We start from the raw sequence: 20,483 nt of genomic DNA, 5'->3' as shown, positions 1-20,483 counted from the left end.
TTTTTTATAACTTCATATTTTTTCACACAAACGCCGTATGTTTCACTATCTTATACAGTGGAGCATACTAAATCATTCTATAATATTTGAACAATATATAATTTAGATTACTTCCACTAAGTGAAGAGAAAATCTAAAGAAGTAGTCTTAACATTATGAATAATTAAGCAATTCCAAATAAAGACAATAATATCCCTAATACTACTACCAAAGCAATCAGTAATGCGAAATTCATTTTCTTTTTCGATAATAGCCAGAAACATAAAACAGTAAATAAAATAGGAACAATTCCAACAAAGATTTGATCCAAAACATCTTGAACAACTAACTCTTGGCCGCCACCTAAGTTGAAGTTTAATTTTGATTGAAAAGAAACATTATTAGCCGTCATTCCACCAATCATAACTAATCCTAAAATACTTGCTGCTTTGGTTAATACACTAATCATTCCAGATGCATAAAGCTCTTCAATATATTTTGCACCTACAGAAAATCCAAATTTAGTAAGATACCAACGAGTAACCATAGACGGTACATTATATACTAATAAGAAGATTAAAGGTGCTAGGGGATTGCCTTGCTCACCAAAAGTCATAGCTATTCCAGCTGCTACTACTCTCAAAACTCCCCAGAAGAGCGTATCACCAATACCAGAGAATGGTCCCATTAAACTTGCCTTAACAGTATTAATAGAATCAGCATTGAAATCTGGTTTTTCACTATTCTCCTTCTCCATGGAAGCTGCTAATCCCATGATAAAGGTCCCTACATTAGATGTAGCATTATACCAAGTTATATGTCTCTTCAATGCAGCAATTCGATCTTCTTTTGTATCATAGTATTTATTTATAAAAGGCATCATTGCATAACAAAAGCCACTACCACCTTGTTTTGCATAGTTGAAGGGGGCGAATACAGTGAACGATCTAAAAAAAATTGAACGCAACATTTTTTTTTCATCACTAGACACTGCTTCAGTTTGATTACTCATGATAAAAAATCCTCCTCTTCCATTTCTGAAATATTCCCACTTGTTGTTGCGACATTCGAATTTTTATGCTTTAAAAAACCTTGATCGATATCCACTTGAATTACCGAAGCAATTACACCAATGGTAGCTACTGCAATCAATGGTAATTTTAGATATGCAACACAGATAAAGCCTAACAAATAATAAACTGCTAGTTTATTTGACCAAACCATTTTAAGTAACATTGCAAAGCCAACCGCAGGTAATAGTCCTGCTACTACACCTAAACCGTTTGTTATAAACTCAGGTAAACTATTAACAAAATTGGAAACGGGGGTTGCACCAGCTAAAACTGAAACAAAAATTACTACAGAAAAAATCAAATATTTTAAAAACCAAACGCCGTAGTGTAGAAATATAATCTTTTTTTGATCTCCTGCCTCAGCTGCTCTGTCAAAAGCTCCACCAAAACCAGCGAATAAAATATTAGTCCCAATTTCTAACAGCCCTCCTAATAATCCTAGAGGCACTGCAATTGCTAAAGCAAATTTTTGATCACCACCACTCAAAATTGCAAAAGCAATGGCTAAGGTAGTCCCAAATGATGGGTTTAAAGAAACGGCTCCACCAACGTTAACAGCACCAATAAACAACGCTTGTAAAGCAGCTCCTAAAATTAGACCCGTTTGTAAATCTCCCAAGAGAAGACCTACTAACGGTCCTACCACTATTGGCTGATCTGCCATATTTTGTGCTAATAACCAGTTTCCACCAAAACAAATAAAGTAGGCAATAGCACAAAGTAAAGCTGCAGTTAGTGTTGACATAGTTTTTTCCTCCTTTTTATTTGTCGGATAACATATCTCTGATACTTTTTACTCCATTATCAGGGATAATTTGATGAACTACTTTTAAATCTGGGATTTTTAATAATTGATCAAGAGCATTTTTTTCGTTTTTATTTAATAAAATTGCTGAGCCAAGAGCGAGTTTTTCTTCTTTGGGTACCCCATCAAAACGTCCAACGTTCGCCAAATTTACCCTGTCTATCAGATCAGTTAATGGTTGAGCGAGTTTTTCAGCATCTACAACATTTCCAACAATTACCATTAGATTCGCCTCTTGAGCTTTTGGGTTTTCAAAAAAAGCTATCGTATCGTCGACAGAACGAACCAACGCTTTCACATCGCTTGGTAAAGCCATCTTCAATGACATTTGTTGTGTTTTATCTTTACTAGCAGCATCATTTGCAACAATAATTCTATTAATACCTAATGCTTTAGGCCACGTTAAAGCAATCTGGCCATGAATTAAACGGTCATCTACACGTAAATCCCTAATCATTGCATATCTTCCTTTCTTAAAGAAATTCTTCCTCATCTTCAGATTTTTCCAAGTTAACTAGCAAAAGTTCTTGACGACATCTTCTAACTATTTCTTCTATCTCTAGGATAGTTAGTGGGTTCCCGGCTAGAACTATTTCTAGCAAGATTGGCAAATTGAAACCTGTAATTAAATGAAAATCATATTGATTTTTATAAACTAGCATCTTCTGATTCACACTGCCGCCCAATAGGTCAGTAAATACAAAATATTCATCTTCCTCTTGATAATTAGAAAAAAATTGACTAATTTTTTCAGTATAATCACTGTCATCAATATAAGCATCAATTACTGATATTTCAGATTGATCTCCAATAAGTAGGTTTAAGCTTCCTTTAATACCTGAAGCAAAGGAGCCGTGCGTGGCAATCAAAATATTTCTCATATGCTTCTTCCTTTCAATTAGTTATAAAAAGTCCCATGGTTTCTTAATATCTATTAATTTAATCTAAGATACTTTTCTCCCCGTACTCACTGTCATCATTCTGTTCTCCCTTCCTTATGCTTTGTTTGATGATCCAAAGATACGAATTTTTTCAACTATATTTTCCTTAACTAATTCTATTGTCTTTAGATCTAAATCAAATAGAAAAGCGTCTGGATTATTATTTAGAAAATCGCGTAGTCCATTTGTGACTTCGTAAGACATGGTGGAGTAATAATTAATTTTAGTAATACCATTTTCAATAGAATGACGATATTCTTGATCACTTAGGCCAGATCCACCATGCATAACTAGCGGTTTATTAGTTTTATCACTAATTTCCTTGATTCGTTGGAAATTTAGTTTTGGTTCTGCTTTATATAAACCGTGAACTGTTCCAAATGCAATCGCTAAAGCATCAACATCTGTTTCTTCAATAAACTTTCCAGCATCCTCAACATTAGTGTAAGTATCATCCATTTTTTGATAGTCTAAATCTCCATTACCGTCTTCAGTATTCATGATTCCTAATTCTGCTTCTACCGAAATATTTAAAATACGAGCAATTTCTAATACTTTATTCGTCATACTCATATTTTCTTTAAACGGCTTAGCTGAAGCATCTACCATTATGGAAGAAAAACCTAGATGCATTGCCTGAATAATTGTTTCAAAGTTCTGTCCATGATCTAAGTGGACACAAACAGGAACAGATGCCTTTTCTGCCAATTCTAAATACATAGCTGCCGCTTGCTCAATCGGAATATATTGTTTATGAACTTCAGCAAATTGCAAAATCACCGGTGAATTCTCTTCTTCTGCAGCTTCTACGATACCACGTGCTGTATTTAAATCAGTTGCATTAAAAGCACCTACAGCATATTTTTCTTTTCTCGCCTTTTCTAGAATTTCTTTTAAATTTACTAGCATAGATATAACTCCCTTTCGATAACTCTTGATATATTTTACATTTGTAGAATACCACTAAATAAAGCGTTTTCTTACAAATGAAAGATATGAAGATATTCAGTCAAAAAAACGTCACAAAATGATTGTTATCAGTCATTTTGTGACGTTTTGTTCTAGTATTCATTTTTATAAAATTTACTCATTCCAGTAAACCAACTCATAATTCATTTCATCTTCATTACTAATGACCTCCCTTGATGGTTTTCTGTCGGTAATTACAAAGTCAATTTCATGTATCGATGCAGTTTGAAAGGTATATCGCTTATTAAATTTAGAATGATCAAATAACAAAGCGATCTTTTCACTATTTTTTAGAATAGTCTTTTTAATCCCTGCTTCTGTTTCCAAAATATCAGATGCACCAAAACTCCTATCAAAACCACGACAAGATATGAAAGAAAAATCTACATGGAGTTCACTCAATAAAAACTCACTCAAGGGTCCTCCAACTTTCCCGTCCGCTACTAATCCCCCAACACAGTAAACACTATTTCGAGAACTACTATTAATCTCTAGAGCTGTTACCAAACTAGGGGTTATAATTTTTATATTTTCTCTACTTTTATTAATCTTCTTTGCCAAAAAATGACAAGTGGAACTAGCATCTAAAAAAATCGTCGAATAATCTTCAATAAAGTCAAGGGCTAACTCTGCAATTAGACGTTTTTCCTCTATATTAGTTTTATATTTAACTAAATGAGGTGGTTCGATTAAATCATCCTTTACTAATATCGCTCCACCAGCAGTTCGCTTAATCAAATTCAATTTTTCCAAAGTCGTCAAATCCCGTCGAATTGTACTTTCGCTATAATGAAATTTTTCTACTAAATATGCAACTGAAATATACTTTTTCCTTTTTATCAAATTCAAAATTGCTTCTTGTCGACTCTTCATTTTTTATAATTTCGCTCCTTTAATTCATTTTTTAAAACTATAACATATAGTTTTAAATATATTTAAGTGTAGGAAAATATACTTGATTATTTTCACCTAACTAATAGTATAATAATTTTAAAATTTAAATAGTTCATAAATGTATGATTGTATGGATTTTAATCACTTTTCAGTTCTATAACAAGCAGACCTCTCCTCCTTTCTATTTTTTTAACGATATTCTCACATTTCGTTTACTTTAAAACATGATGCTAGAACAGTGTTCTCATGATAAGCTGTTCTAAGAGTAATTGCTGTGAATAGACCTCTTTAAGAATAAAAAATTTTTGTATACCAAAATATTAAAAAAATTAAGGTTCAGAAATCAACAAATGATTTCTGAACCTTAGCTGCTTCTTCTATTGGGCAATTGTGACCTCTGTATAATAAAACACCCCCTTCAATTTCTCATACTTTTCTAAAAGTTATTTCAGCTAAGAAATCAGTGAGGTATCTCTTTTGATTCAATTCTTATCATTAGTATCATAAAAATAATCATCCCCACTTATTGCAGCAGGGATGATTATTCATTTCTTCTTATTAACGTCACCTACCTTATTTACCTGCTTATTTACTTCTGCCTAAGAAAAATGAAACAATCAGTACTAAGATGATCGCCCCAATAATCGACGGCACAAGTGCCATTCCAGCAAGCGAGGGTCCCCAATGTCCCAATAAAGCTTGGCCTAATGCTGACCCAACTAATCCTGCAATAATATTGGCAATCCATCCCATACTGTTTCCTTTACCTGTGATCGCACCTGCTATCACTCCAATGATTGCTCCGACAATTAATGACCAAATAAATCCCATGATAATTCCTCCTCTAATCTGTTTTTATTCTACGCGTGGTTCTTGTTGTTCTTCGATTTTTTCTTGTGCCGTATTGGTTCCACGGCTAACGGCCTCTTTTGCTTTGTCTGTTTGTTTTGATGCAAAGCGTCCGGTTGTCTTAGCTGCGCTGGTTACTTTATCTTGAACGGTTTCACTTTCTTCTTGGTATTCATCTTTTGATTTGATATCAACAACGTTAACATTTACTTCAATTACTTCAAGATGTGTCATGTGGGCTACTTCGTCATGAATGACTTGCTTAATTCGCTCCGCAATTTTAGGAATGTCGCGACCATATTCAATGACCACATCCATATCGACGGCTACTTGTTTCTTGCCGACTTCGGTTTCAATTCCTGAAGTAACATTCTCTGTATTGACTAGCTTTTCTGCGATATTTGAGAAAAATCCGCCATCAACCGTTAATAATCCATCAATTTGATCGACAGCTGTTCCAACGATTTTTTGAATCACCTTGTCAGCATACGTCAATTCTCCTTTGATCTCGGTTGATTTAGCAGTATCTGAAAAGTTTTCATAGTTTCCATCAACTGGATTTACTTCTACTGTTTTATCGTGGATATCTTTGTTTTCAAAATTATTGACCATTATAAATTCCTCCTGTTAGATAAATTTTTTTATTTTATACATTTAAAAAAACTATCGGCAGTTCTTACTATTTGTTTCGAGGCTTAAAAATATCTCCAAACAAGCCGCTTTGTTCCAAATAAAACCCAAGCATCGTGCCTAAAACCGTAAGAACAACGAGTAATAATGTTTTAAAAAAGCCAATCGAAACTAATAAGATTGCTAGGATCAATCCCAATCCCCCAAAAATAATCGGGAGTTTATATTGGTAAATGAATTCTTTCATGTGCTCCCTCCTATTCCACTCTTGAGCGACTTGCGGTCCTTTGATCCTCTTTTTCAAATTCTTTATATGCGACAGCTACTTTGACCTTTTCCTCTGAACCTAAGATGGTTTGCAGCTCATCTTTGATTTCTTCCATTAAGGTTCCTGTTTTCCCAATAATAGAAGAGGTTCGCGTTAATTGACCAGTCACATAAATTTTTATCGTATTTTTCGTTGCATGAACTTTGACTTTTGGTGAAGAAACAAAACCGACTCCTTTTAGTTTTGAACGGACAAAACCTTCGATGGCTTTTTTATCCAAAGATAAGCGTCCTCTGTCTTCATTTAGTACAAAAGTCTGTTTGATTCTTGGATAAAAAATCAGAACACAGATAAAAATCACTAAAAAGATGGAGAAAATGATCGCGCTCCAAAATAGGAAGAGTTGAAAATATTCATTTGACAGCAAGTCATAAATAACTCTTGCCCGCCTAATTCCAAACGGAAATTCCAAATAAGGCGTTGTAATGGCGCTCATCATTAACAAAACAGACATTAATATCAATGAGAGGATTATTCCAATCGCTTTGATCCCACGATTCATACTGCACCTCCTTCAAAAATTGTGAAACTTGTGCTGGCTAGAAAACTACTCATTAACGACCTATGCTTTTTTTCTCCGCATCAAAAATTTACTGAACAACAACGGAAGCAGATTGAGCAACAACAATATACCAATGGATTTCGTTCTTTTTTTCATCGTCGTCCTCCTACAAGTTGATTGCTTCGCCGCCTGTTACGCCATAAATTTGAGCGGTGACATAGCTGGCATCATTTGAAGCTAAGAAAACATACACTGGTGCCAACTCAACAGGCTGTCCGGCTCTTTCCAAAAGGGCTTCTTGACCAAATTCTGGTATCGCTTCTGGTGGTTGTCCCTGATCTAATTGAAGCGGTGTCCAAATCGGTCCGGGAGCTACGCCATTTACGCGAATTCCTTTTTTCGCTAACTGTTTCGCTAAACCAACCGTAAAATTAGCGATCGCCGATTTTGTTGCGGCATAGTCTAATAAATGATCGCTAGGGTTAAAGGCTTGAATAGATGTTGTCGTAATAATGCTGCTGCCTGCCGGCAAATGCGGCAGAGCCAATTGAACCAGCTCAAACATCGCGATAATATTTATCGTAAATGAATCTTTTACTTGTTGGATTGGCAACTCTTCAATCGATTTTTGTGAAATCTGTTGGGCAGCGTTTAGGACTAATGTATCTAATCCGCCTAATTCTGCGACAGCCTGCTCGATGATTTGTTGCGGTGCCGTCTCAGTTCTTAAATCATACGGTAGTAAAACTGCTTTTCTACCGGCTTTTTCGATATATTCGGCAACTTGTTGCGCATCTTTTTCTTCCCCTGGGAAAAATTGAATGGCAACATCGGCACCTTCTCGAGCAAAGGCAATGGCAGCTGCGCGTCCAATTCCTGAGTCGCCTCCGGTAATGAGCACTCGCCGGTTTTCTAATTTTTTATTTCCAACATAACTTTCTTCCCCGCAATCCGGTCGCGGCTGCATATTTGTTTGCAACGCGGGAGTATCCTGATCCTGTTTGGAAAACCGGTCAGAATAAAATAACTCTCTCGGATCTTTCAAAACTGGTTTCATTCTAACATTCTCCTTTCTCTCTACTTCAGAGTGTACCGTAGTCTCATTTTTATACAAAATATTTTGCTTAATTCTTTTTTTAGAATGATTTTTTTGTTAAAGTTTGACAAATCAAAAGAAATGAACAACTATGATTGATAATAAGAGAATCTGGGTGGATTTTAGCAACATTAATTAATAACAAACAACAATAAAATCGGGGTGAAAAATATGATTCAATATTTTGAAATCAATTCAACAAATGGTGTCAAAAAAAGCCATTCCAAACAGGGAAATTGGCTCGTCGTAACAGAAGCGACAGCTGATGAACAGGCAGAACTTATTCGAACCTATGGATTGCCTGAAGAGATTTTTATTGGAGCGACCCACGCGGAAGAAGTCTCCCATTTAGAACCTTTGGAACAAACTTCGCTGGAAGATGCTTATGCCCTTGTCCTGACAAATCTTGCAGATACAAACGAAACGATCGAAAAACGATTAGAGCCGATTATTTTCATTGTGTCTGAGTCGATTTTGATTACTTATGTCGGTAAAAACTCCTCGTTTATAGATAATTTATTAAAAAAATACCAAAATAAACTAACTACTTTTGAAGGCCTGATTGCTTTTAGTATTTTCATGTTGTACACCCACTACATTGGAGAACTGATGGAAATCAAAAAAGAGATCGATGCGCTTGATGAAGCAGCAAGAAAAACGACCGAAAACAACTCATTGTTTCAATTGGCAGATACTAGTAGAAAAGTTGTTTACATCGATCACAAGCTTGCTGGGCAAAAAGAAACTTTAGAACATTTATGGGAGAAAGAGAATTTTCTTGAAACACTGAATAATCCCAAAGTCCTTTATGATATTCGCCTGCATCAAAAGCATGCAGAAGAACTCATCAAGATTTATCGAGACTTACTAGAAACAGTCGGCGGCCTTTTTACTGATATGATGGATAATAATTTGAATCATCTGATGAAATATCTTGATTCTGCCGCTCTAATTCTAGCAATCCCGGCACTCATCTCTGGAATATGGGGAATGAACACCGGTGGCTTGCCTGGAAAAGGCTCCAGTACGGGTTTTTTTCTAGTAGTGGGCGCCTCGATTCTTTTAGCAATCATCGTCGCAATCTATCTAAAAAAGAAAGACTTTTCAAAATAAGAGTTCCGATTATACGATGATGCAATCAATCGGCAAAACAAAAAGTAAAACTAACTTGAACAAACAAAATATATTTGACTATGTACTCTTTACAACTTGTAACCTACATTCATAGATTCACTCATAACGAGAAAAAATTTTTTAGAAATAAAAAAATTATGATAAAAGTAAACAGCTACAAGAAATAAGAAGGACTTTCCTAAAATCGCTACTCAAATCTTTGTGAAATTCAAACTTATTTACAAAGAAGCTGGAACACCATTTATTTGAGAAAAGGGGTTGTGACAATAGTCTTGTCACAACCCCTTAAATGAAACTTTGTTCAATTTTGTCCCCGCCAATATGATTTGATGAAAACTCACAAGTAAGTAGAAGTATGCAATCACTCTTTAGCCAAAAGAAAAACCCCGCTCTATAAGAGCGGGGTTCACGTTGATACATCAACGTTTATAAGCTTATTTGTTTAATGAATCTTTTGCTTGGTCAGCTAGTGCTGTGAAAGCAGCTGCATCGTGAACTGCTAAGTCAGCTAACATTTTACGGTTGATTTCGATACCGGCAACTTTAAGACCATGCATTAATTTTGAGTAGCTCAAGCCGTTCATACGAGCCGCTGCGTTGATACGAGCGATCCACAATTTACGGAAGTCGCGTTTCTTTTGACGACGATCGCGGTATGCGTAGTTGTATGAATTCATTACTTGTTCTTTAGCTGTTTTAAATAGAGTGTGTTTTGAACCGTAGTAACCTTTAGCTAATTTTAATGTCTTTTTACGACGTTTGCGAGTTACAGTTCCACCTTTAACACGTGCCATGTTTAATTCCTCCTAATAAATAAATCATTGAATTTTTTTAATTGTAAAGCGGGTTGCGCAATTATTTCATGCGTGCCAATTGTTGGCGGATACGTTTGTAATCGCCCTTTGATACCATAGATGCTTTACGTAATTGACGACGTTGTTTTTTTGTTTTCCCGTGGAATCGGTGACTCGTGAACGCGCGGAAACGTTTCAAACCGCCGTTACCAGTGCGTTTTACGCGTTTTGCTAAACCGCGATGTGTTTTTTGTTTTGGCATGACTAAATTTCCTCCTACTTTTCATTTCGCATACTCTTCAACTAGTGTCAAAGAAGCATTCTCAAAATTATTGCTAGTCTTTCTTCTCTTTCGGTGCAAGCACTAAGAACATGCTACGTCCGTCCATCTTCGCTTTTTGTTCCACTGTCGCGATATCGCCAGTTTCTTCAGCCAAGCGATCAAGAACTTTTTGACCAATATCTTTGTGGGTAATGGCACGGCCCTTGAAACGGATCGAAGCTTTCACTTTGTCGCCTTTTTCCAAGAATTTGCGTGCGTTACGAAGTTTTGTATTAAAGTCGTTTACGTCGATCGTTGGACTTAAACGAACTTCTTTAACGTTGATCACTTTTTGTTTCTTGCGAGCTTCACGTTCTTTTTTCTGTTGTTCGAATCGGTATTTACCGTAATCCATAATACGCGCTACAGGTGGTTTCGCACCAGGAGCTACTAGGACTACATCAAGATTAGCTTGTTCAGCAATTTTTAAGGCTTCTACTTTCGATATTACACCTAGTTGTTCGCCATCTTGTCCGATCAAACGTACTTCACGCGCACGAATGCCGTCGTTAACCATCATATCCTTTGCTATGGTCATTCACCTCCAAATTTTTTGAGAGAAAAAAAGCGAATAAAAAAACGAGTTCTTTACGAACCCGCACGTAGTTCGACTCATCGAAAAGATCAGTCAATAACTATCTAGCCCAGCGAGATATTCGCGTAAGGCGAGAAGCGGGTGCTTCTGCTTTCATTTCTCAACTTTAACAGTATACAAGCTATCTGCTAAGATGTCAACCTCTTTAGTTTTTATTTCTAACTATTTTCAGAAACTTTCTGTTGAGTTTTCTTTAATAAGTATGCTAACTTATATATGAAGGAAGTGATAGAATGGAACAATCTTTTTTTAAAGAATTGATTCGTTACAACAAACCAAAGGAATCCCCTTTTCGTTTAATTGGCGCGGGCCTTTGTATGATCAGCATCTTACTCACCGGTTATTTATCTCATCAACTAGCAGTCGCTAGTTTTGGTTCACTAGGTATCTTTACTTTTCTCTACTATCAAAGTCTCCCTCTAAAACAATTAATGCTGCGTTTATCAATTGTCGGCAGTTTCTTAACTTTAGGGAATTTTCTTGGTATGCTTTCAACTCACGCGGATTGGACTGCCCCTATCGTCGTCGCCTTCATCGGCTTTTTAGGTCGTTTCTTTTTTCGGCTGCACGGTATTGCTAAACCAGGTCCTTTTTTCATCGTCATGGTTACAGCATTGGGCACAAGTACGAAGATCCCGTTGGCTAAGATTCCCTTAATGAGCGGCTACTTTCTTGTCGGCGTACTTTTTGCCATCGCCTTTGCGTTCATCCTGCACTTTATGGAAAAAGCACCCCTGCCGGAAACTCAACCTTCTATAACATTGAAATCACGAATTGCTGATGATCCGGCTGTGATCATCGAAAGTCTTTTTTATAGTGCTATTTTGTTTTTTGCTGTGTATTTAAGTATGGGACTGCGCTTAGAAAATCCTTATTGGCTGATCGTCTCTTGCGCAGCGATTTTACAAGGTGACACGCTTCGGGCGATGGCTCATCGAAATATCCAGCGAATCTTCGGCACGATCATCGGTCTTTTGATCGCCGCCTTTTTACTAAATTTATCTTTATCTATTTTTGAAACGCTGATCGTGATTACTTTGCTGTTTGTGACTGTCGAATACTTTATCAAACGCAACTACGCGATCGCGCAATTTTTTACTACCCCTATGTCGTTGATGTTGGCGATGCTGGCAAAACAGCAATACATTTACACGTTGATCCAATTTCGCTTTCTTGGAATTGTGATTGGTAGTTTATTGGGTCTTCTTGCCGCTTACTTGATGCATACTAGTTTTAATTTTTACAATCGCAAGTTTCATCCAAACGAATAATAATAAACCGAGCGAGTCTGTAGTAACCTCCGAAAGTTAGACCAAAAATCTAACTTTTTGGGGACGGTACAGTCTGCTTGGTTTTTTGTTATAATAAGGACAATAAAAATAAAAGGAGGCCCTTCTATGTACCGATTGATTGCTTGTGATTTGGATGAAACACTGTTGGATAAAAATCGACAGGTTTCCAAAAAAACACAAGAAACAATAAAAAAAGCCGAAGCTCAAGGTGTAGTATTCGTACCGGCGACTGGTCGCGGATTCTATTCAATCAAGCAAACATTGGAAGAATTAACGGCAGAAAATAAAGCGAATCACTACATGATCGGTTTTAACGGCGGAGTGATCGTCGAAAATCAAGGACCTGTGATCATCAAAGCTTTTCCTTTGAGCTTTGAACTGCTTACTCGCCTATTTGAATTTGGTTCCAAATATGAGGTGGCGATCCATCTTTATACGTTTGAACAGACGTACCTTTATCACAGCAATCCTGAAGAAGATGCCTACTTGTCGACGATTCCTCACGAAAAAAGGCAGGATGATGATTTTGGTTTTCTGAAAAACCAGACTTGCTACAAAGCCTTGTTCCAAAATACGGATCGCAGTTATCTAGAAAAATTAGAACAAGAACTGCCAGCCGAACTGCGAACAGTCTTAGAAATAAGCTACTCTTCCAACCGCTATATCGAATTCAATCCAAAAGGCGTCAGTAAAGGGACGGCTTTGCAAGTATTGGCAGATCAGCTGAAGATTCCTATGAACGAAACGATTGCTATTGGCGACAACACAAATGATTTAGCGATGATTCACGCCGCTGAATTAGGTGTTGCAGTCGCGAATGCGGTCCCTTCCGTTAAAGCAGCGGCCCAACATACAACTATTGCCACCCATGAACAAAGCGCTGTAGCTGAAGTCATCGAAACGTTTATTCTATAAAAGCAAGAGGCCGTGACCTGATGCCACGACCTCTTTTTTTAAACTGTTTTTTTAATGACTTCTTGCTGTTTTTCCAAAAAAAGTTTTATTATCACTTTTTACCGTATTCTGCGCCATAAAATCAAGATCAACCATACAGATAGTCCTAAACTGATAATCAGCGTTATGAACCAGCCGGCTTCAGAATGCGCAAAAGGCAATGGCATATTCATTCCAAAAAAGCCTGTCACGATCGTTGGAATCGTTAACAGCAGTGACCAGATCGTCAAAATCTTCATCGTGTCATTCAAATTATTGTTCAACAAATTATTGTAGGTCCCCGATAATTGATCCAAAACCTCACTGGAAAGTTTCGTCATCTCCACCGCTTGCTTTGCCTCGATCAATGCATCGTCTAACTCTTCTTTTTCTTTATCGGTAAAACTTGAAAAAAGTACTTGTGCTTTGACTTGTTCTAACAGCACCGCATTTTGTTTAGTCGCAGTCACTAAATAAACTAAGCCGATCTCTAAATCAGAAAGTGCCAATAAATTTTTATTGGTCGTCTTTTCACGCAGTTTTTTGTTCAAATGGATCCGCTGACTGTCCACTTCTTCTACTAAAGGAAAATAATAATCAGAAATCAAAAACAAGGTATGGAATAATAAACTTGCTGTGCTTTGATTCGGTTCATTCGCTAATAAATTTTCAATGATATTTTCAACGTAATCTGTCCGCTCATTTACAAAAGAGAAAAAATAGTGCTCTTTTAAAATAAACGCCATCGGACTCGTTTCATAATGATTATCTTTTTTCAAAAGATTCGGTACATTAAAAATCAACAAAAAAGCTTTCTCCAGCGGATCATACTCCACCCGCGCCCGCTCGTTGTCATCAAGAGCATACGTCAGCATCTCATCGCTGATCGCATAACTGGCCTGTAATTCTTTTATTTCATGCGATTGCGTACTGTCCACATTGATCCAGGTACACTGCGCTTGATTGAATGTTTTTTCACTGTCCATCAAAATCCTCCTGTACTGATCCTGCTCACAGTATACCAAAAATCACCATTCAATATTAATTCCGCACACATCAGAAGTTTTCGTTGACTTTTTTAATACCTCGCTTTATTATCTTTATGACACGAGGTATTAATTAAAAGGAGGTACAAACTTGGAAATCGATAAAGAAGTCTTGCGCGGATACATCGATCCGATCATCCTAAGTATTTTGGCTAAAGCTGACAGCTATGGTTATGACCTTGCGCGCCAAGCAAAGGAACTGAGTCACGGAACCTTTGAATTGAAAGAAGGAACTTTATACGTTGCATTCAAACGTTTAGAAAAAAATGGGTATGCAGTCGGCTATTGGCAAGAAGGCCAAGCGGCTCGGCGTAAATACTATCATATAACAGAAAAAGGCCGGACTTTCTTGCAGCACAAAAAACAAGAATGGCAATTTATCAAACAATTAATGGACACTTTTTATAAAGGAGACGAAAACTAATGAACACATCAACCGATAATAAAATCCAAAAATTTGCAGAAGAAATGGTCAGAGAAAGTTTGAGCAAAGATCAGCTGAGTTACCCCGAACGGATGTCCTTGAAATTACAAGAACTTCGCGAAAAAACAATCCAAAATCTAAAACCAAATCGCCAAGAAGAAACAGATGAGATTGCAGGGTATGTCAAAGATTACTTGACTCAATTGATGACCGAAGAAAATTTAAGCGAAGAAGATGCTTTGAATCGAACAATCGCTGTTTTCCAAGCAGATCGTCCACTTTCAGATGAAGAACAAAAAAATCTGGAACGACAAGCTTACTATCAAGCCATCGATCCGCAAATCGAAGAGTCGATCGGTTTAGGCTATGCCAGCAATTTATTTATTGGAATCGTGATCGGTGTGATCATCGGTATTTTTGGGCAAATTTTATATACCGGTGATTTGATTGGGATCGTCTTATTTTTGATGATCGGACTAGGTTTACTGCTGGGGATCGCCTTAGGTTTGAGCAAACACAATCGCATCATCAGTCAGCATCGAATGAAATAATCCATAAAAAAGGAGCTATGACAAAAAAATTTGTCATAGCTCCTTTTTTGTGTGACACTCCAGAATCCTCTTCGGAAAATAAGCCAAAATTACTTGTAGCTGCCCACTTCTGCCACAATCTCTTTTACTATTCAGCAGGTACTGCTTGAACTTCTAAGATTTTTTCATCGATAATCCGAATTACTTCATCGCGTGCTTGTTCGTCATCGACAAAATTTAACCGATCGCCATCGATTTGGATCTTAGGACTTTCATTATAGTCTTCATACCATTGATCGTAACGGCTGTTCAATTCTTTATAATAATCATATAAAGTTGGATCAGATTCTAATTGTTCATATTCACGGCCACGTTTTTGGATACGTTCCATCATCGTTTCAAACGAAACACGGATATGTACTAATAGATCCGGATGTTTTTTGTGCGCCGCATAAGGCAGCTCTTGCATCATGTTGCCCAACAATTCATCATAAACCTTCACTTCTGTCTCAGTTGCTCGACCAAGATCAGCATTTAGATGGAACAATAAAGAATCTTCATAGATTGAACGATCCAAGACATTGTTATCATCTTGCATAGCTTTTTTGATACTATCGAAACGTTTATTTAAAAAATAAATCTGCAATAAGAATGCATATTGCTCTGGATCGGCATAAAACAATGGCAATACTTCATTATCATCAATCGATTCATAAAAAGCTTGACTGTCTAGATGCTCTGACAACATTTCGGTCAAACTTGATTTTCCTGCTCCAATGGTTCCTGCTAATACGATCACGCTCATAAACCCCCAACTCATTTCATACAAAATATAGTGCGTATTTTTCAACTTATACAATATACCCCCAATATCTGGTGTCGTCAAACAAAAAATTCGAAAAATTTGATTCTTTTTTTCTTCTAAGGAATGTTTAAAAAATCGTTGTTTTTCAAAAACTTTTCAGTAGTTTCGTTTACTTGTCGGCGTTCTCTGAGTAAAATGTAAAGGAGATTGAAATGAATAACTATTATTAAATAAAAATTATCCCCTGTTTTTCAGGCGGGGCTAACACAAGATTGCGCGAACCACTAAGCGGCAATCAACTATTTTTCTCTGGGGGGAAAAATAATCACTCTAAAACGAAATAGGGGTTTTTATATGAAATCGATTGGCACCGGTTATGCCAGCGGGAAAATCATATTAATGGGAGAACATTCGGTTGTCTACGGAGAACCGGCGATCGCCTTTCCTTTTTCTGGAACAGGCATCCAAGCGACTATTCGCGCGAACAAATTAGAATCGTGGATCGAATCTAGTTTTTTTCACGGACCAATTTCAAAAGCACCTAATACGATGCGAAATGTTACGGTCTTACTTTGGTATTTAGTTAAATATTTTAAAATTCCAGAACCATTTTACTTAAAAATCGACAGCTCGATTCCCGCAGAACGTGGAATGGGTTCTAGTGCAGCGGTCGCTGTAGCGATTACCCGTGCTGTCTTTGATTGGATGGAAGAACCGGCAACACAAAAAAAAGTTCTCCATTTTGTCAATCAAGCCGAAGCCGTTGCTCACGGAAATCCTAGCGGGATCGACGCGACAACGATCAGCGGGACGGAACCCATCCTTTATCAAAAAGGGATCGGCTTCCAACCTTTCCAACTGAATATGGATGCTTTTTTAGTAGTTGCTGATACCGGAATCAAAGGTCAGACTCGCAAAGCAGTCAGCGACATTGCTCAGTTGATGAAGCTGCGTCCTCATGAAACGAATAAGCAAATCCAAACATTGGGTAAATTAACTCGCCAAACCCAACAAGCGATCTTACAAAACCGCCCTAAAATTTTAGGCGACTGTATGAATCAAGCTCAGGGATTGTTGCGCTTATTAGGCACCAGCAATCGGCATTTGGATCATTTGATCACGACCGCCTTAGACAATCAAGCGCTCGGTGCAAAACTGACCGGTGGCGGCCGCGGCGGCTGTATGATTGCTTTAGCAGAAAATGAAACGAGCGGTCGGCAGCTGCAGCAGATCCTATTAGATGCCGGCGCACGAAATACATGGATCGAAGGGTTAGGTGTGTATGCGCATGTTTAGCGGCAAAGCTCGAGCTTATACCAACATCGCCTTGATCAAATATTGGGGCAAAGAAAATCAAGAACTGATCATCCCGATGAACAACAGCTTATCGCTGACATTGGATGCTTTTTATACCGAAACTCAAGTCATCTTTTCAGAAGACCTGACTGAAGATTGCTTCTATTTAGATGGTCACTTACAAGATTCGAAAGCGACTGTAAAAGTGAGTCGCTTTCTTGATTTAGTTCGTTCTCAAGGCAACACTTCTTTATATGCAGTCGTTAAAAGTCAAAATTTTGTCCCGACAGCTGCCGGGTTAGCTTCTTCTGCAAGCGGATTGGCAGCACTAGCTGGTGCAGCAAGTGCCGCATTGAAGTTAGATTTAGCCCCGGAAGATTTGTCACGATTAGCACGCCGCGGTTCTGGTTCAGCCTGCCGCAGTACTTACGGCGGTTTTGCAGAATGGCAAAAAGGCAATTCTGATCAGACTTCTTATGCTGTAAATGTTCCCAGCAACAATTTCGAAAATGACTTAAGTATGATTTTTGTTGTCGTCAACGATGCCAAAAAAGATATTTCCAGTCGTGACGGTATGCAGCGAACGGTTGAAACTTCCGCGTTTTATGACGGTTGGTTGCAAACTGTGCCGCAAGATCTAGCTAAAGCTAAAAAAGCAATCGCTGAAAAAGATTTTAACGCGCTGGGAAAAGTAACTGAAGCTAGTGCTTTGAAGATGCACGGAACAACTTTAGCCGCTGATCCGCCGTTTACCTACTGGTCAGCAGAAAGTATGCAGGTCATGGATCTTGTCCGTCAACTCAGAAACAACGGCTTGCCTTGTTACTTTACAATGGACGCCGGTCCCAACGTCAAAATTTTAGTGGAACGAAAAAATGAGGACGCTTTGTTGCACGCTTTAACCGGCCAGCTCGACCACCAACAATTAGTGGTTGCTCATGCAGGTCCCGCAATTGAGATCTTAACGGAAGATACTCCCCTTCCATCTTTTTAGTTTGTAAAAATAGCACGTAAAAATGAAAAAGGAGTCAGCAAATGATTGAAGTCTCTGCACCAGGAAAATTATACATTGCCGGCGAATATGCTGTAGTCGAACCTGGACATCCAGCGATTATTGTTGCGATCGATCAATTTATCTCGGTCTCAATCGAACCTGCCAAAAAAATCGGCAGCATTCAATCTGCTCAATATAGCGATCTGCCAGTGCGGTGGACTCGCCGCAACAATGAATTGGTTTTGGATCTTCGCGATAATCCGTTCCATTATATTTTAGCCGCGATCCATTTCACCGAAAAATTTGCCCAAGAAAAAGGAAAAAAACTCGCCTTCTTCGATTTGAAAGTAACTAGCGAGTTGGATAATTCCAATGGCCGCAAATATGGTCTCGGCTCTAGCGGCGCAGTGACGGTCGCTACTGTCAAGGCGTTGAATGCCTTTTATGATTTGCAGCTTTCACAGTTGGAATTATTCAAATTGGCCACTTTAGCGCATTTAAATGTACAAGGCAACGGTTCTTGCGGTGACATCGCTGCAAGTTGTTATGGCGGCTGGCTGGCCTTTTCTACTTTTGATCATGACTGGGTTTTAAACAAGTTAGCTACCGAAAAGTTATCAGCTTTGATTGAAAGTGATTGGCCAAGTTTGCAGATCGAACCACTACAAGTACCAGAAGACTTGCGCTTGCTAATTGGTTGGACGGGCAGTCCGGCTTCGACTTCTGATTTAGTCGATCAAGTCCATCAATCCCGCCAAGATAAAAAAACTTCTTATGAAAATTTTTTAAGCGACAGTAAACAATGTGTCGATCAAATGATCCAAGGCTTTAAACAAAAAGATGTGGCTTTGATCCAAAAAATGATCCGGAAAAACCGCTATTTATTGAATCAGCTGACTAGTTTGAGCAACGTATCGATTGAAACAGAAGAATTGAAACGCTTGAATGATCTTGCAGAAAATTACGGCGGTGCCGCAAAATCATCCGGTGCCGGCGGCGGTGACTGCGGGATCGTGATCATTGATAAACGTGCAGGCATCTTGCCTTTGATGAGCTCGTGGGAAAAAGCTGGCATCACGCCGCTTCCTCTGCATGTCTATCATTTCAAGGAGGATCGTCATGAATCGTAAAGATGAGCACGTCTCTTTAGCTCGCGCCTTTCATCATAAAATCAAAGAGAATGATTTTGATGCCATTCGTTTGATCCATTCTTCTTTAGTGACCACTCGCCCCGAAGCGATTGATCTAAGCACTGAATTTCTCGGTTTACAACTAAGTGTGCCCTTTTATATCAATGCGATGACTGGCGGCAGTGAGAAAACGAAACAGATCAACCATGATTTAGCTATCATCGCTCGTGAAACTAATTTAATGATGGCGACAGGATCCGTTAGTGCCGCGCTCAAAGATCCCAGCGTAGCAGATTCTTATACGATCATCCGCCAAGTCAATCCCAACGGTTTGATCTTAGGAAATATGGGTGCCGGCAGAACGAGTGCTGACGCAAAAAAAATCGTCGACTTGCTTCAAGCAGACGGCCTGCAAATTCATTTGAATGTACCACAAGAATTGGTTATGCCTGAAGGCGACCGCGATTTCCATACTTGGTCGGAAAATATCCAAGAAACGATTCAACAAACGACTGTTCCTGTAATCGTTAAAGAAGTCGGTTTTGGGATGGCTAGCGAGACGATCCAACGATTGAAAACACTCGGAGTAACAGCTGTTGATGTTTCCGGCCGTGGCGGCACGAGTTTTTCTCAGATTGAAAATGCTCGGCGTCCTAAAAAAGAGTTGGATTACTTAGCCGACTGGGGACAATCTACGGTGATTTCTTTACTAGAAGCACAAAAAGATCCAGAGATGATCTTGCTTGCTTCTGGCGGTATTCGAAATGCCTTCGATATTTTCAAAGCACTTTGTTTAGGCGCTAGAGCTGTTGGGATTTCCGCGACGATTTTAGATACGCTGTTGAGCCACGGTATTGAAGCTACTATTGAAATGATCGAAGACTGGAAAATCCAACTCCGCCGATTGTATTTGATGACCAATAAAGCGACGACTGCTGATTTGATTCGCAATCCGCTGATTTTGAGCGGCGCTCCGAAAGAATGGTGCCAAGCTCGAGGAATCGATTATAAAAAATTAGCTACACGAAAATGATCCGCTCTTACTTTTAAAATCGTAACTAATCGAATCGAATACAAAAAGGACTGCGACAAATGTCGCAGTCCTTTTACTCTTCTCCATGA

At 38.3% G+C, this 20,483-nt stretch carries 25 protein-coding genes and 1 other annotated feature; of the genes, 9 read left to right on the top strand and 16 right to left on the bottom strand.

The features are described 5' to 3' along the window. Positions 1-163: 163 nt before the first annotated feature. From FFM63_RS08985 to FFM63_RS08935, 11 genes are all read right to left on the bottom strand, one after another. Positions 164-991, bottom strand: coding sequence for a PTS system mannose/fructose/sorbose family transporter subunit IID (locus tag FFM63_RS08985; protein ID WP_137609957.1), 828 nt, complete (start codon positions 989-991; stop codon positions 164-166). Beyond that, the gene (locus tag FFM63_RS08980) at positions 988-1,797 is read right to left on the bottom strand and encodes a PTS mannose/fructose/sorbose/N-acetylgalactosamine transporter subunit IIC (RefSeq protein WP_137609956.1); all 810 of its coding nucleotides are present in this window, start codon (positions 1,795-1,797) and stop codon (positions 988-990) included. The genes FFM63_RS08985 and FFM63_RS08980 overlap by 4 nt, the downstream gene beginning before the upstream one ends. A gap of 16 nt (positions 1,798-1,813) precedes the next feature. Next, on the bottom strand, positions 1,814-2,314 hold the full coding sequence (locus FFM63_RS08975) for a PTS sugar transporter subunit IIB (RefSeq protein ID WP_171000222.1): 501 nt from the start codon (positions 2,312-2,314) through the stop codon (positions 1,814-1,816). Positions 2,315-2,330: 16 nt separating this feature from the next. Further along, the gene (locus FFM63_RS08970; protein ID WP_137609954.1) at positions 2,331-2,738 is read right to left on the bottom strand and encodes a PTS sugar transporter subunit IIA; all 408 of its coding nucleotides are present in this window, start codon (positions 2,736-2,738) and stop codon (positions 2,331-2,333) included. A 114-nt stretch (positions 2,739-2,852) separates the two neighbouring features. Then, entirely contained in the window at positions 2,853-3,707 is an 855-nt protein-coding gene (locus FFM63_RS08965; protein ID WP_137609953.1) for a class II fructose-bisphosphate aldolase, read from the bottom strand. Between the two features lie 174 nt (positions 3,708-3,881). Beyond that, a complete protein-coding gene (locus FFM63_RS08960; RefSeq protein WP_137609952.1) occupies positions 3,882-4,640 on the bottom strand; it encodes a DeoR/GlpR family DNA-binding transcription regulator in 759 nt (252 codons plus the stop codon). 606 nt (positions 4,641-5,246) lie between these two features. Then, on the bottom strand, positions 5,247-5,492 hold the full coding sequence (locus tag FFM63_RS08955; protein ID WP_137609951.1) for a GlsB/YeaQ/YmgE family stress response membrane protein: 246 nt from the start codon (positions 5,490-5,492) through the stop codon (positions 5,247-5,249). Between the two features lie 24 nt (positions 5,493-5,516). Beyond that, entirely contained in the window at positions 5,517-6,122 is a 606-nt protein-coding gene (locus FFM63_RS08950; RefSeq protein ID WP_137609950.1) for an Asp23/Gls24 family envelope stress response protein, read from the bottom strand. Positions 6,123-6,189: 67 nt separating this feature from the next. Then, positions 6,190-6,387, bottom strand: a complete 198-nt coding sequence (locus FFM63_RS08945) for a DUF2273 domain-containing protein (RefSeq protein ID WP_137609949.1) — start codon at positions 6,385-6,387, stop codon at positions 6,190-6,192. 10 nt (positions 6,388-6,397) lie between these two features. Further along, positions 6,398-6,970 (bottom strand): alkaline shock response membrane anchor protein AmaP, encoded by a 573-nt coding sequence (amaP, locus tag FFM63_RS08940; RefSeq protein ID WP_137609948.1) that lies wholly within the window; start codon positions 6,968-6,970, stop codon positions 6,398-6,400. 166 nt (positions 6,971-7,136) lie between these two features. Then, positions 7,137-8,027: an SDR family oxidoreductase gene (locus FFM63_RS08935; RefSeq protein WP_137609947.1), complete on the bottom strand. Its 891-nt coding sequence runs from the start codon at positions 8,025-8,027 to the stop codon at positions 7,137-7,139. A gap of 210 nt (positions 8,028-8,237) precedes the next feature. On the opposite strand from FFM63_RS08935, the gene FFM63_RS08930 reads away from it, so the two are divergent. After that, positions 8,238-9,179, top strand: coding sequence for a magnesium transporter CorA family protein (locus FFM63_RS08930; RefSeq protein ID WP_137609946.1), 942 nt, complete (start codon positions 8,238-8,240; stop codon positions 9,177-9,179). A gap of 455 nt (positions 9,180-9,634) precedes the next feature. Here FFM63_RS08930 and rplT read toward each other — a convergent pair whose 3' ends face one another. The 3 genes from rplT to infC form a co-directional block, all read right to left on the bottom strand. After that, the gene (gene rplT / locus FFM63_RS08925; RefSeq protein WP_137609945.1) at positions 9,635-9,994 is read right to left on the bottom strand and encodes a 50S ribosomal protein L20; all 360 of its coding nucleotides are present in this window, start codon (positions 9,992-9,994) and stop codon (positions 9,635-9,637) included. 61 nt (positions 9,995-10,055) lie between these two features. Further along, complete coding sequence (gene rpmI, locus FFM63_RS08920) at positions 10,056-10,256, bottom strand: 50S ribosomal protein L35 (protein ID WP_010742869.1); 201 nt, start codon at positions 10,254-10,256, stop codon at positions 10,056-10,058. Between the two features lie 73 nt (positions 10,257-10,329). Beyond that, positions 10,330-10,854 (bottom strand): translation initiation factor IF-3, encoded by a 525-nt coding sequence (gene infC, locus FFM63_RS08915; RefSeq protein WP_137609944.1) that lies wholly within the window; start codon positions 10,852-10,854, stop codon positions 10,330-10,332. Positions 10,855-10,881: 27 nt separating this feature from the next. After that, positions 10,882-11,010 (bottom strand) — a sequence feature (ribosomal protein L20 leader region). A 134-nt stretch (positions 11,011-11,144) separates the two neighbouring features. Between infC and FFM63_RS08910 the strand changes: the two genes are divergently transcribed. Both FFM63_RS08910 and FFM63_RS08905 read left to right on the top strand, forming a co-directional pair. Further along, on the top strand, positions 11,145-12,182 hold the full coding sequence (locus FFM63_RS08910) for an FUSC family protein (RefSeq protein WP_137609943.1): 1,038 nt from the start codon (positions 11,145-11,147) through the stop codon (positions 12,180-12,182). Between the two features lie 126 nt (positions 12,183-12,308). Further along, entirely contained in the window at positions 12,309-13,118 is an 810-nt protein-coding gene (locus FFM63_RS08905; RefSeq protein ID WP_137609942.1) for a Cof-type HAD-IIB family hydrolase, read from the top strand. A gap of 98 nt (positions 13,119-13,216) precedes the next feature. On the opposite strand, the gene FFM63_RS08900 is transcribed toward FFM63_RS08905, so the two are convergent. Then, the gene (locus tag FFM63_RS08900; RefSeq protein ID WP_137609941.1) at positions 13,217-14,122 is read right to left on the bottom strand and encodes a magnesium transporter CorA family protein; all 906 of its coding nucleotides are present in this window, start codon (positions 14,120-14,122) and stop codon (positions 13,217-13,219) included. A 151-nt stretch (positions 14,123-14,273) separates the two neighbouring features. Between FFM63_RS08900 and FFM63_RS08895 the strand changes: the two genes are divergently transcribed. Then, on the top strand, positions 14,274-14,606 hold the full coding sequence (locus FFM63_RS08895; RefSeq protein WP_137609940.1) for a PadR family transcriptional regulator: 333 nt from the start codon (positions 14,274-14,276) through the stop codon (positions 14,604-14,606). Further along, complete coding sequence (locus tag FFM63_RS08890; RefSeq protein ID WP_137609939.1) at positions 14,606-15,157, top strand: hypothetical protein; 552 nt, start codon at positions 14,606-14,608, stop codon at positions 15,155-15,157. The genes FFM63_RS08895 and FFM63_RS08890 overlap by 1 nt, the downstream gene beginning before the upstream one ends. 127 nt (positions 15,158-15,284) lie before the next feature. Here FFM63_RS08890 and FFM63_RS08885 read toward each other — a convergent pair whose 3' ends face one another. Further along, the gene (locus tag FFM63_RS08885; RefSeq protein WP_171000221.1) at positions 15,285-15,941 is read right to left on the bottom strand and encodes a deoxynucleoside kinase; all 657 of its coding nucleotides are present in this window, start codon (positions 15,939-15,941) and stop codon (positions 15,285-15,287) included. A gap of 354 nt (positions 15,942-16,295) precedes the next feature. On the opposite strand from FFM63_RS08885, the gene mvk reads away from it, so the two are divergent. From mvk to fni, 4 genes are read left to right on the top strand one after another with little or no spacing between them, the layout of a single operon-like run. Further along, positions 16,296-17,237, top strand: coding sequence for a mevalonate kinase (gene mvk, locus FFM63_RS08880; RefSeq protein WP_137609938.1), 942 nt, complete (start codon positions 16,296-16,298; stop codon positions 17,235-17,237). Further along, positions 17,230-18,231, top strand: a complete 1,002-nt coding sequence (gene mvaD, locus FFM63_RS08875) for a diphosphomevalonate decarboxylase (protein WP_137609937.1) — start codon at positions 17,230-17,232, stop codon at positions 18,229-18,231. The genes mvk and mvaD overlap by 8 nt, the downstream gene beginning before the upstream one ends. 41 nt (positions 18,232-18,272) lie before the next feature. Then, on the top strand, positions 18,273-19,361 hold the full coding sequence (locus FFM63_RS08870) for a phosphomevalonate kinase (RefSeq protein WP_137609936.1): 1,089 nt from the start codon (positions 18,273-18,275) through the stop codon (positions 19,359-19,361). Continuing rightward, positions 19,351-20,394 (top strand): type 2 isopentenyl-diphosphate Delta-isomerase, encoded by a 1,044-nt coding sequence (fni, locus tag FFM63_RS08865; protein WP_137609935.1) that lies wholly within the window; start codon positions 19,351-19,353, stop codon positions 20,392-20,394. Before FFM63_RS08870 ends, fni begins: the two co-directional genes overlap by 11 nt. Positions 20,395-20,483 lie beyond the last annotated feature (89 nt).

The sequence above is a fragment of the Enterococcus pingfangensis genome, assembly GCF_005405205.1.
Classification (GTDB): domain Bacteria; phylum Bacillota; class Bacilli; order Lactobacillales; family Enterococcaceae; genus Enterococcus_A; species Enterococcus_A pingfangensis.
This window is presented reverse-complemented; position numbering and strand designations above follow the sequence as displayed.

Bases quoted from the DNA above. Each gene is read 5' to 3' on its own strand.
- FFM63_RS08965 (WP_137609953.1), bottom strand. From the start codon at position 3,707: ATGCTAGTAAATTTAAAAGAAATTCTAGAAAAGGCGAGAAAAGAAAAA.
- FFM63_RS08935 (WP_137609947.1), bottom strand. From the start codon at position 8,027: ATGAAACCAGTTTTGAAAGATCCGAGAGAGTTATTTTATTCTGACCGG.
- FFM63_RS08955 (WP_137609951.1), bottom strand. From the start codon at position 5,492: ATGGGATTTATTTGGTCATTAATTGTCGGAGCAATCATTGGAGTGATA.
- fni (WP_137609935.1), top strand. From the start codon at position 19,351: ATGAATCGTAAAGATGAGCACGTCTCTTTAGCTCGCGCCTTTCATCAT.
- mvaD (WP_137609937.1), top strand. From the start codon at position 17,230: ATGTTTAGCGGCAAAGCTCGAGCTTATACCAACATCGCCTTGATCAAA.
- FFM63_RS08985 (WP_137609957.1), bottom strand. From the start codon at position 991: ATGAGTAATCAAACTGAAGCAGTGTCTAGTGATGAAAAAAAAATGTTG.
- FFM63_RS08975 (WP_171000222.1), bottom strand. From the start codon at position 2,314: ATGATTAGGGATTTACGTGTAGATGACCGTTTAATTCATGGCCAGATT.
- FFM63_RS08960 (WP_137609952.1), bottom strand. From the start codon at position 4,640: ATGAAGAGTCGACAAGAAGCAATTTTGAATTTGATAAAAAGGAAAAAG.
- FFM63_RS08980 (WP_137609956.1), bottom strand. From the start codon at position 1,797: ATGTCAACACTAACTGCAGCTTTACTTTGTGCTATTGCCTACTTTATT.
- FFM63_RS08900 (WP_137609941.1), bottom strand. From the start codon at position 14,122: ATGGACAGTGAAAAAACATTCAATCAAGCGCAGTGTACCTGGATCAAT.
- FFM63_RS08945 (WP_137609949.1), bottom strand. From the start codon at position 6,387: ATGAAAGAATTCATTTACCAATATAAACTCCCGATTATTTTTGGGGGA.
- rpmI (WP_010742869.1), bottom strand. From the start codon at position 10,256: ATGCCAAAACAAAAAACACATCGCGGTTTAGCAAAACGCGTAAAACGC.
- FFM63_RS08930 (WP_137609946.1), top strand. From the start codon at position 8,238: ATGATTCAATATTTTGAAATCAATTCAACAAATGGTGTCAAAAAAAGC.
- amaP (WP_137609948.1), bottom strand. From the start codon at position 6,970: ATGAATCGTGGGATCAAAGCGATTGGAATAATCCTCTCATTGATATTA.
- infC (WP_137609944.1), bottom strand. From the start codon at position 10,854: ATGACCATAGCAAAGGATATGATGGTTAACGACGGCATTCGTGCGCGT.
- FFM63_RS08905 (WP_137609942.1), top strand. From the start codon at position 12,309: ATGTACCGATTGATTGCTTGTGATTTGGATGAAACACTGTTGGATAAA.
- FFM63_RS08870 (WP_137609936.1), top strand. From the start codon at position 18,273: ATGATTGAAGTCTCTGCACCAGGAAAATTATACATTGCCGGCGAATAT.
- FFM63_RS08950 (WP_137609950.1), bottom strand. From the start codon at position 6,122: ATGGTCAATAATTTTGAAAACAAAGATATCCACGATAAAACAGTAGAA.
- FFM63_RS08970 (WP_137609954.1), bottom strand. From the start codon at position 2,738: ATGAGAAATATTTTGATTGCCACGCACGGCTCCTTTGCTTCAGGTATT.
- rplT (WP_137609945.1), bottom strand. From the start codon at position 9,994: ATGGCACGTGTTAAAGGTGGAACTGTAACTCGCAAACGTCGTAAAAAG.
- mvk (WP_137609938.1), top strand. From the start codon at position 16,296: ATGAAATCGATTGGCACCGGTTATGCCAGCGGGAAAATCATATTAATG.
- FFM63_RS08890 (WP_137609939.1), top strand. From the start codon at position 14,606: ATGAACACATCAACCGATAATAAAATCCAAAAATTTGCAGAAGAAATG.
- FFM63_RS08910 (WP_137609943.1), top strand. From the start codon at position 11,145: ATGGAACAATCTTTTTTTAAAGAATTGATTCGTTACAACAAACCAAAG.
- FFM63_RS08885 (WP_171000221.1), bottom strand. From the start codon at position 15,941: ATGAGCGTGATCGTATTAGCAGGAACCATTGGAGCAGGAAAATCAAGT.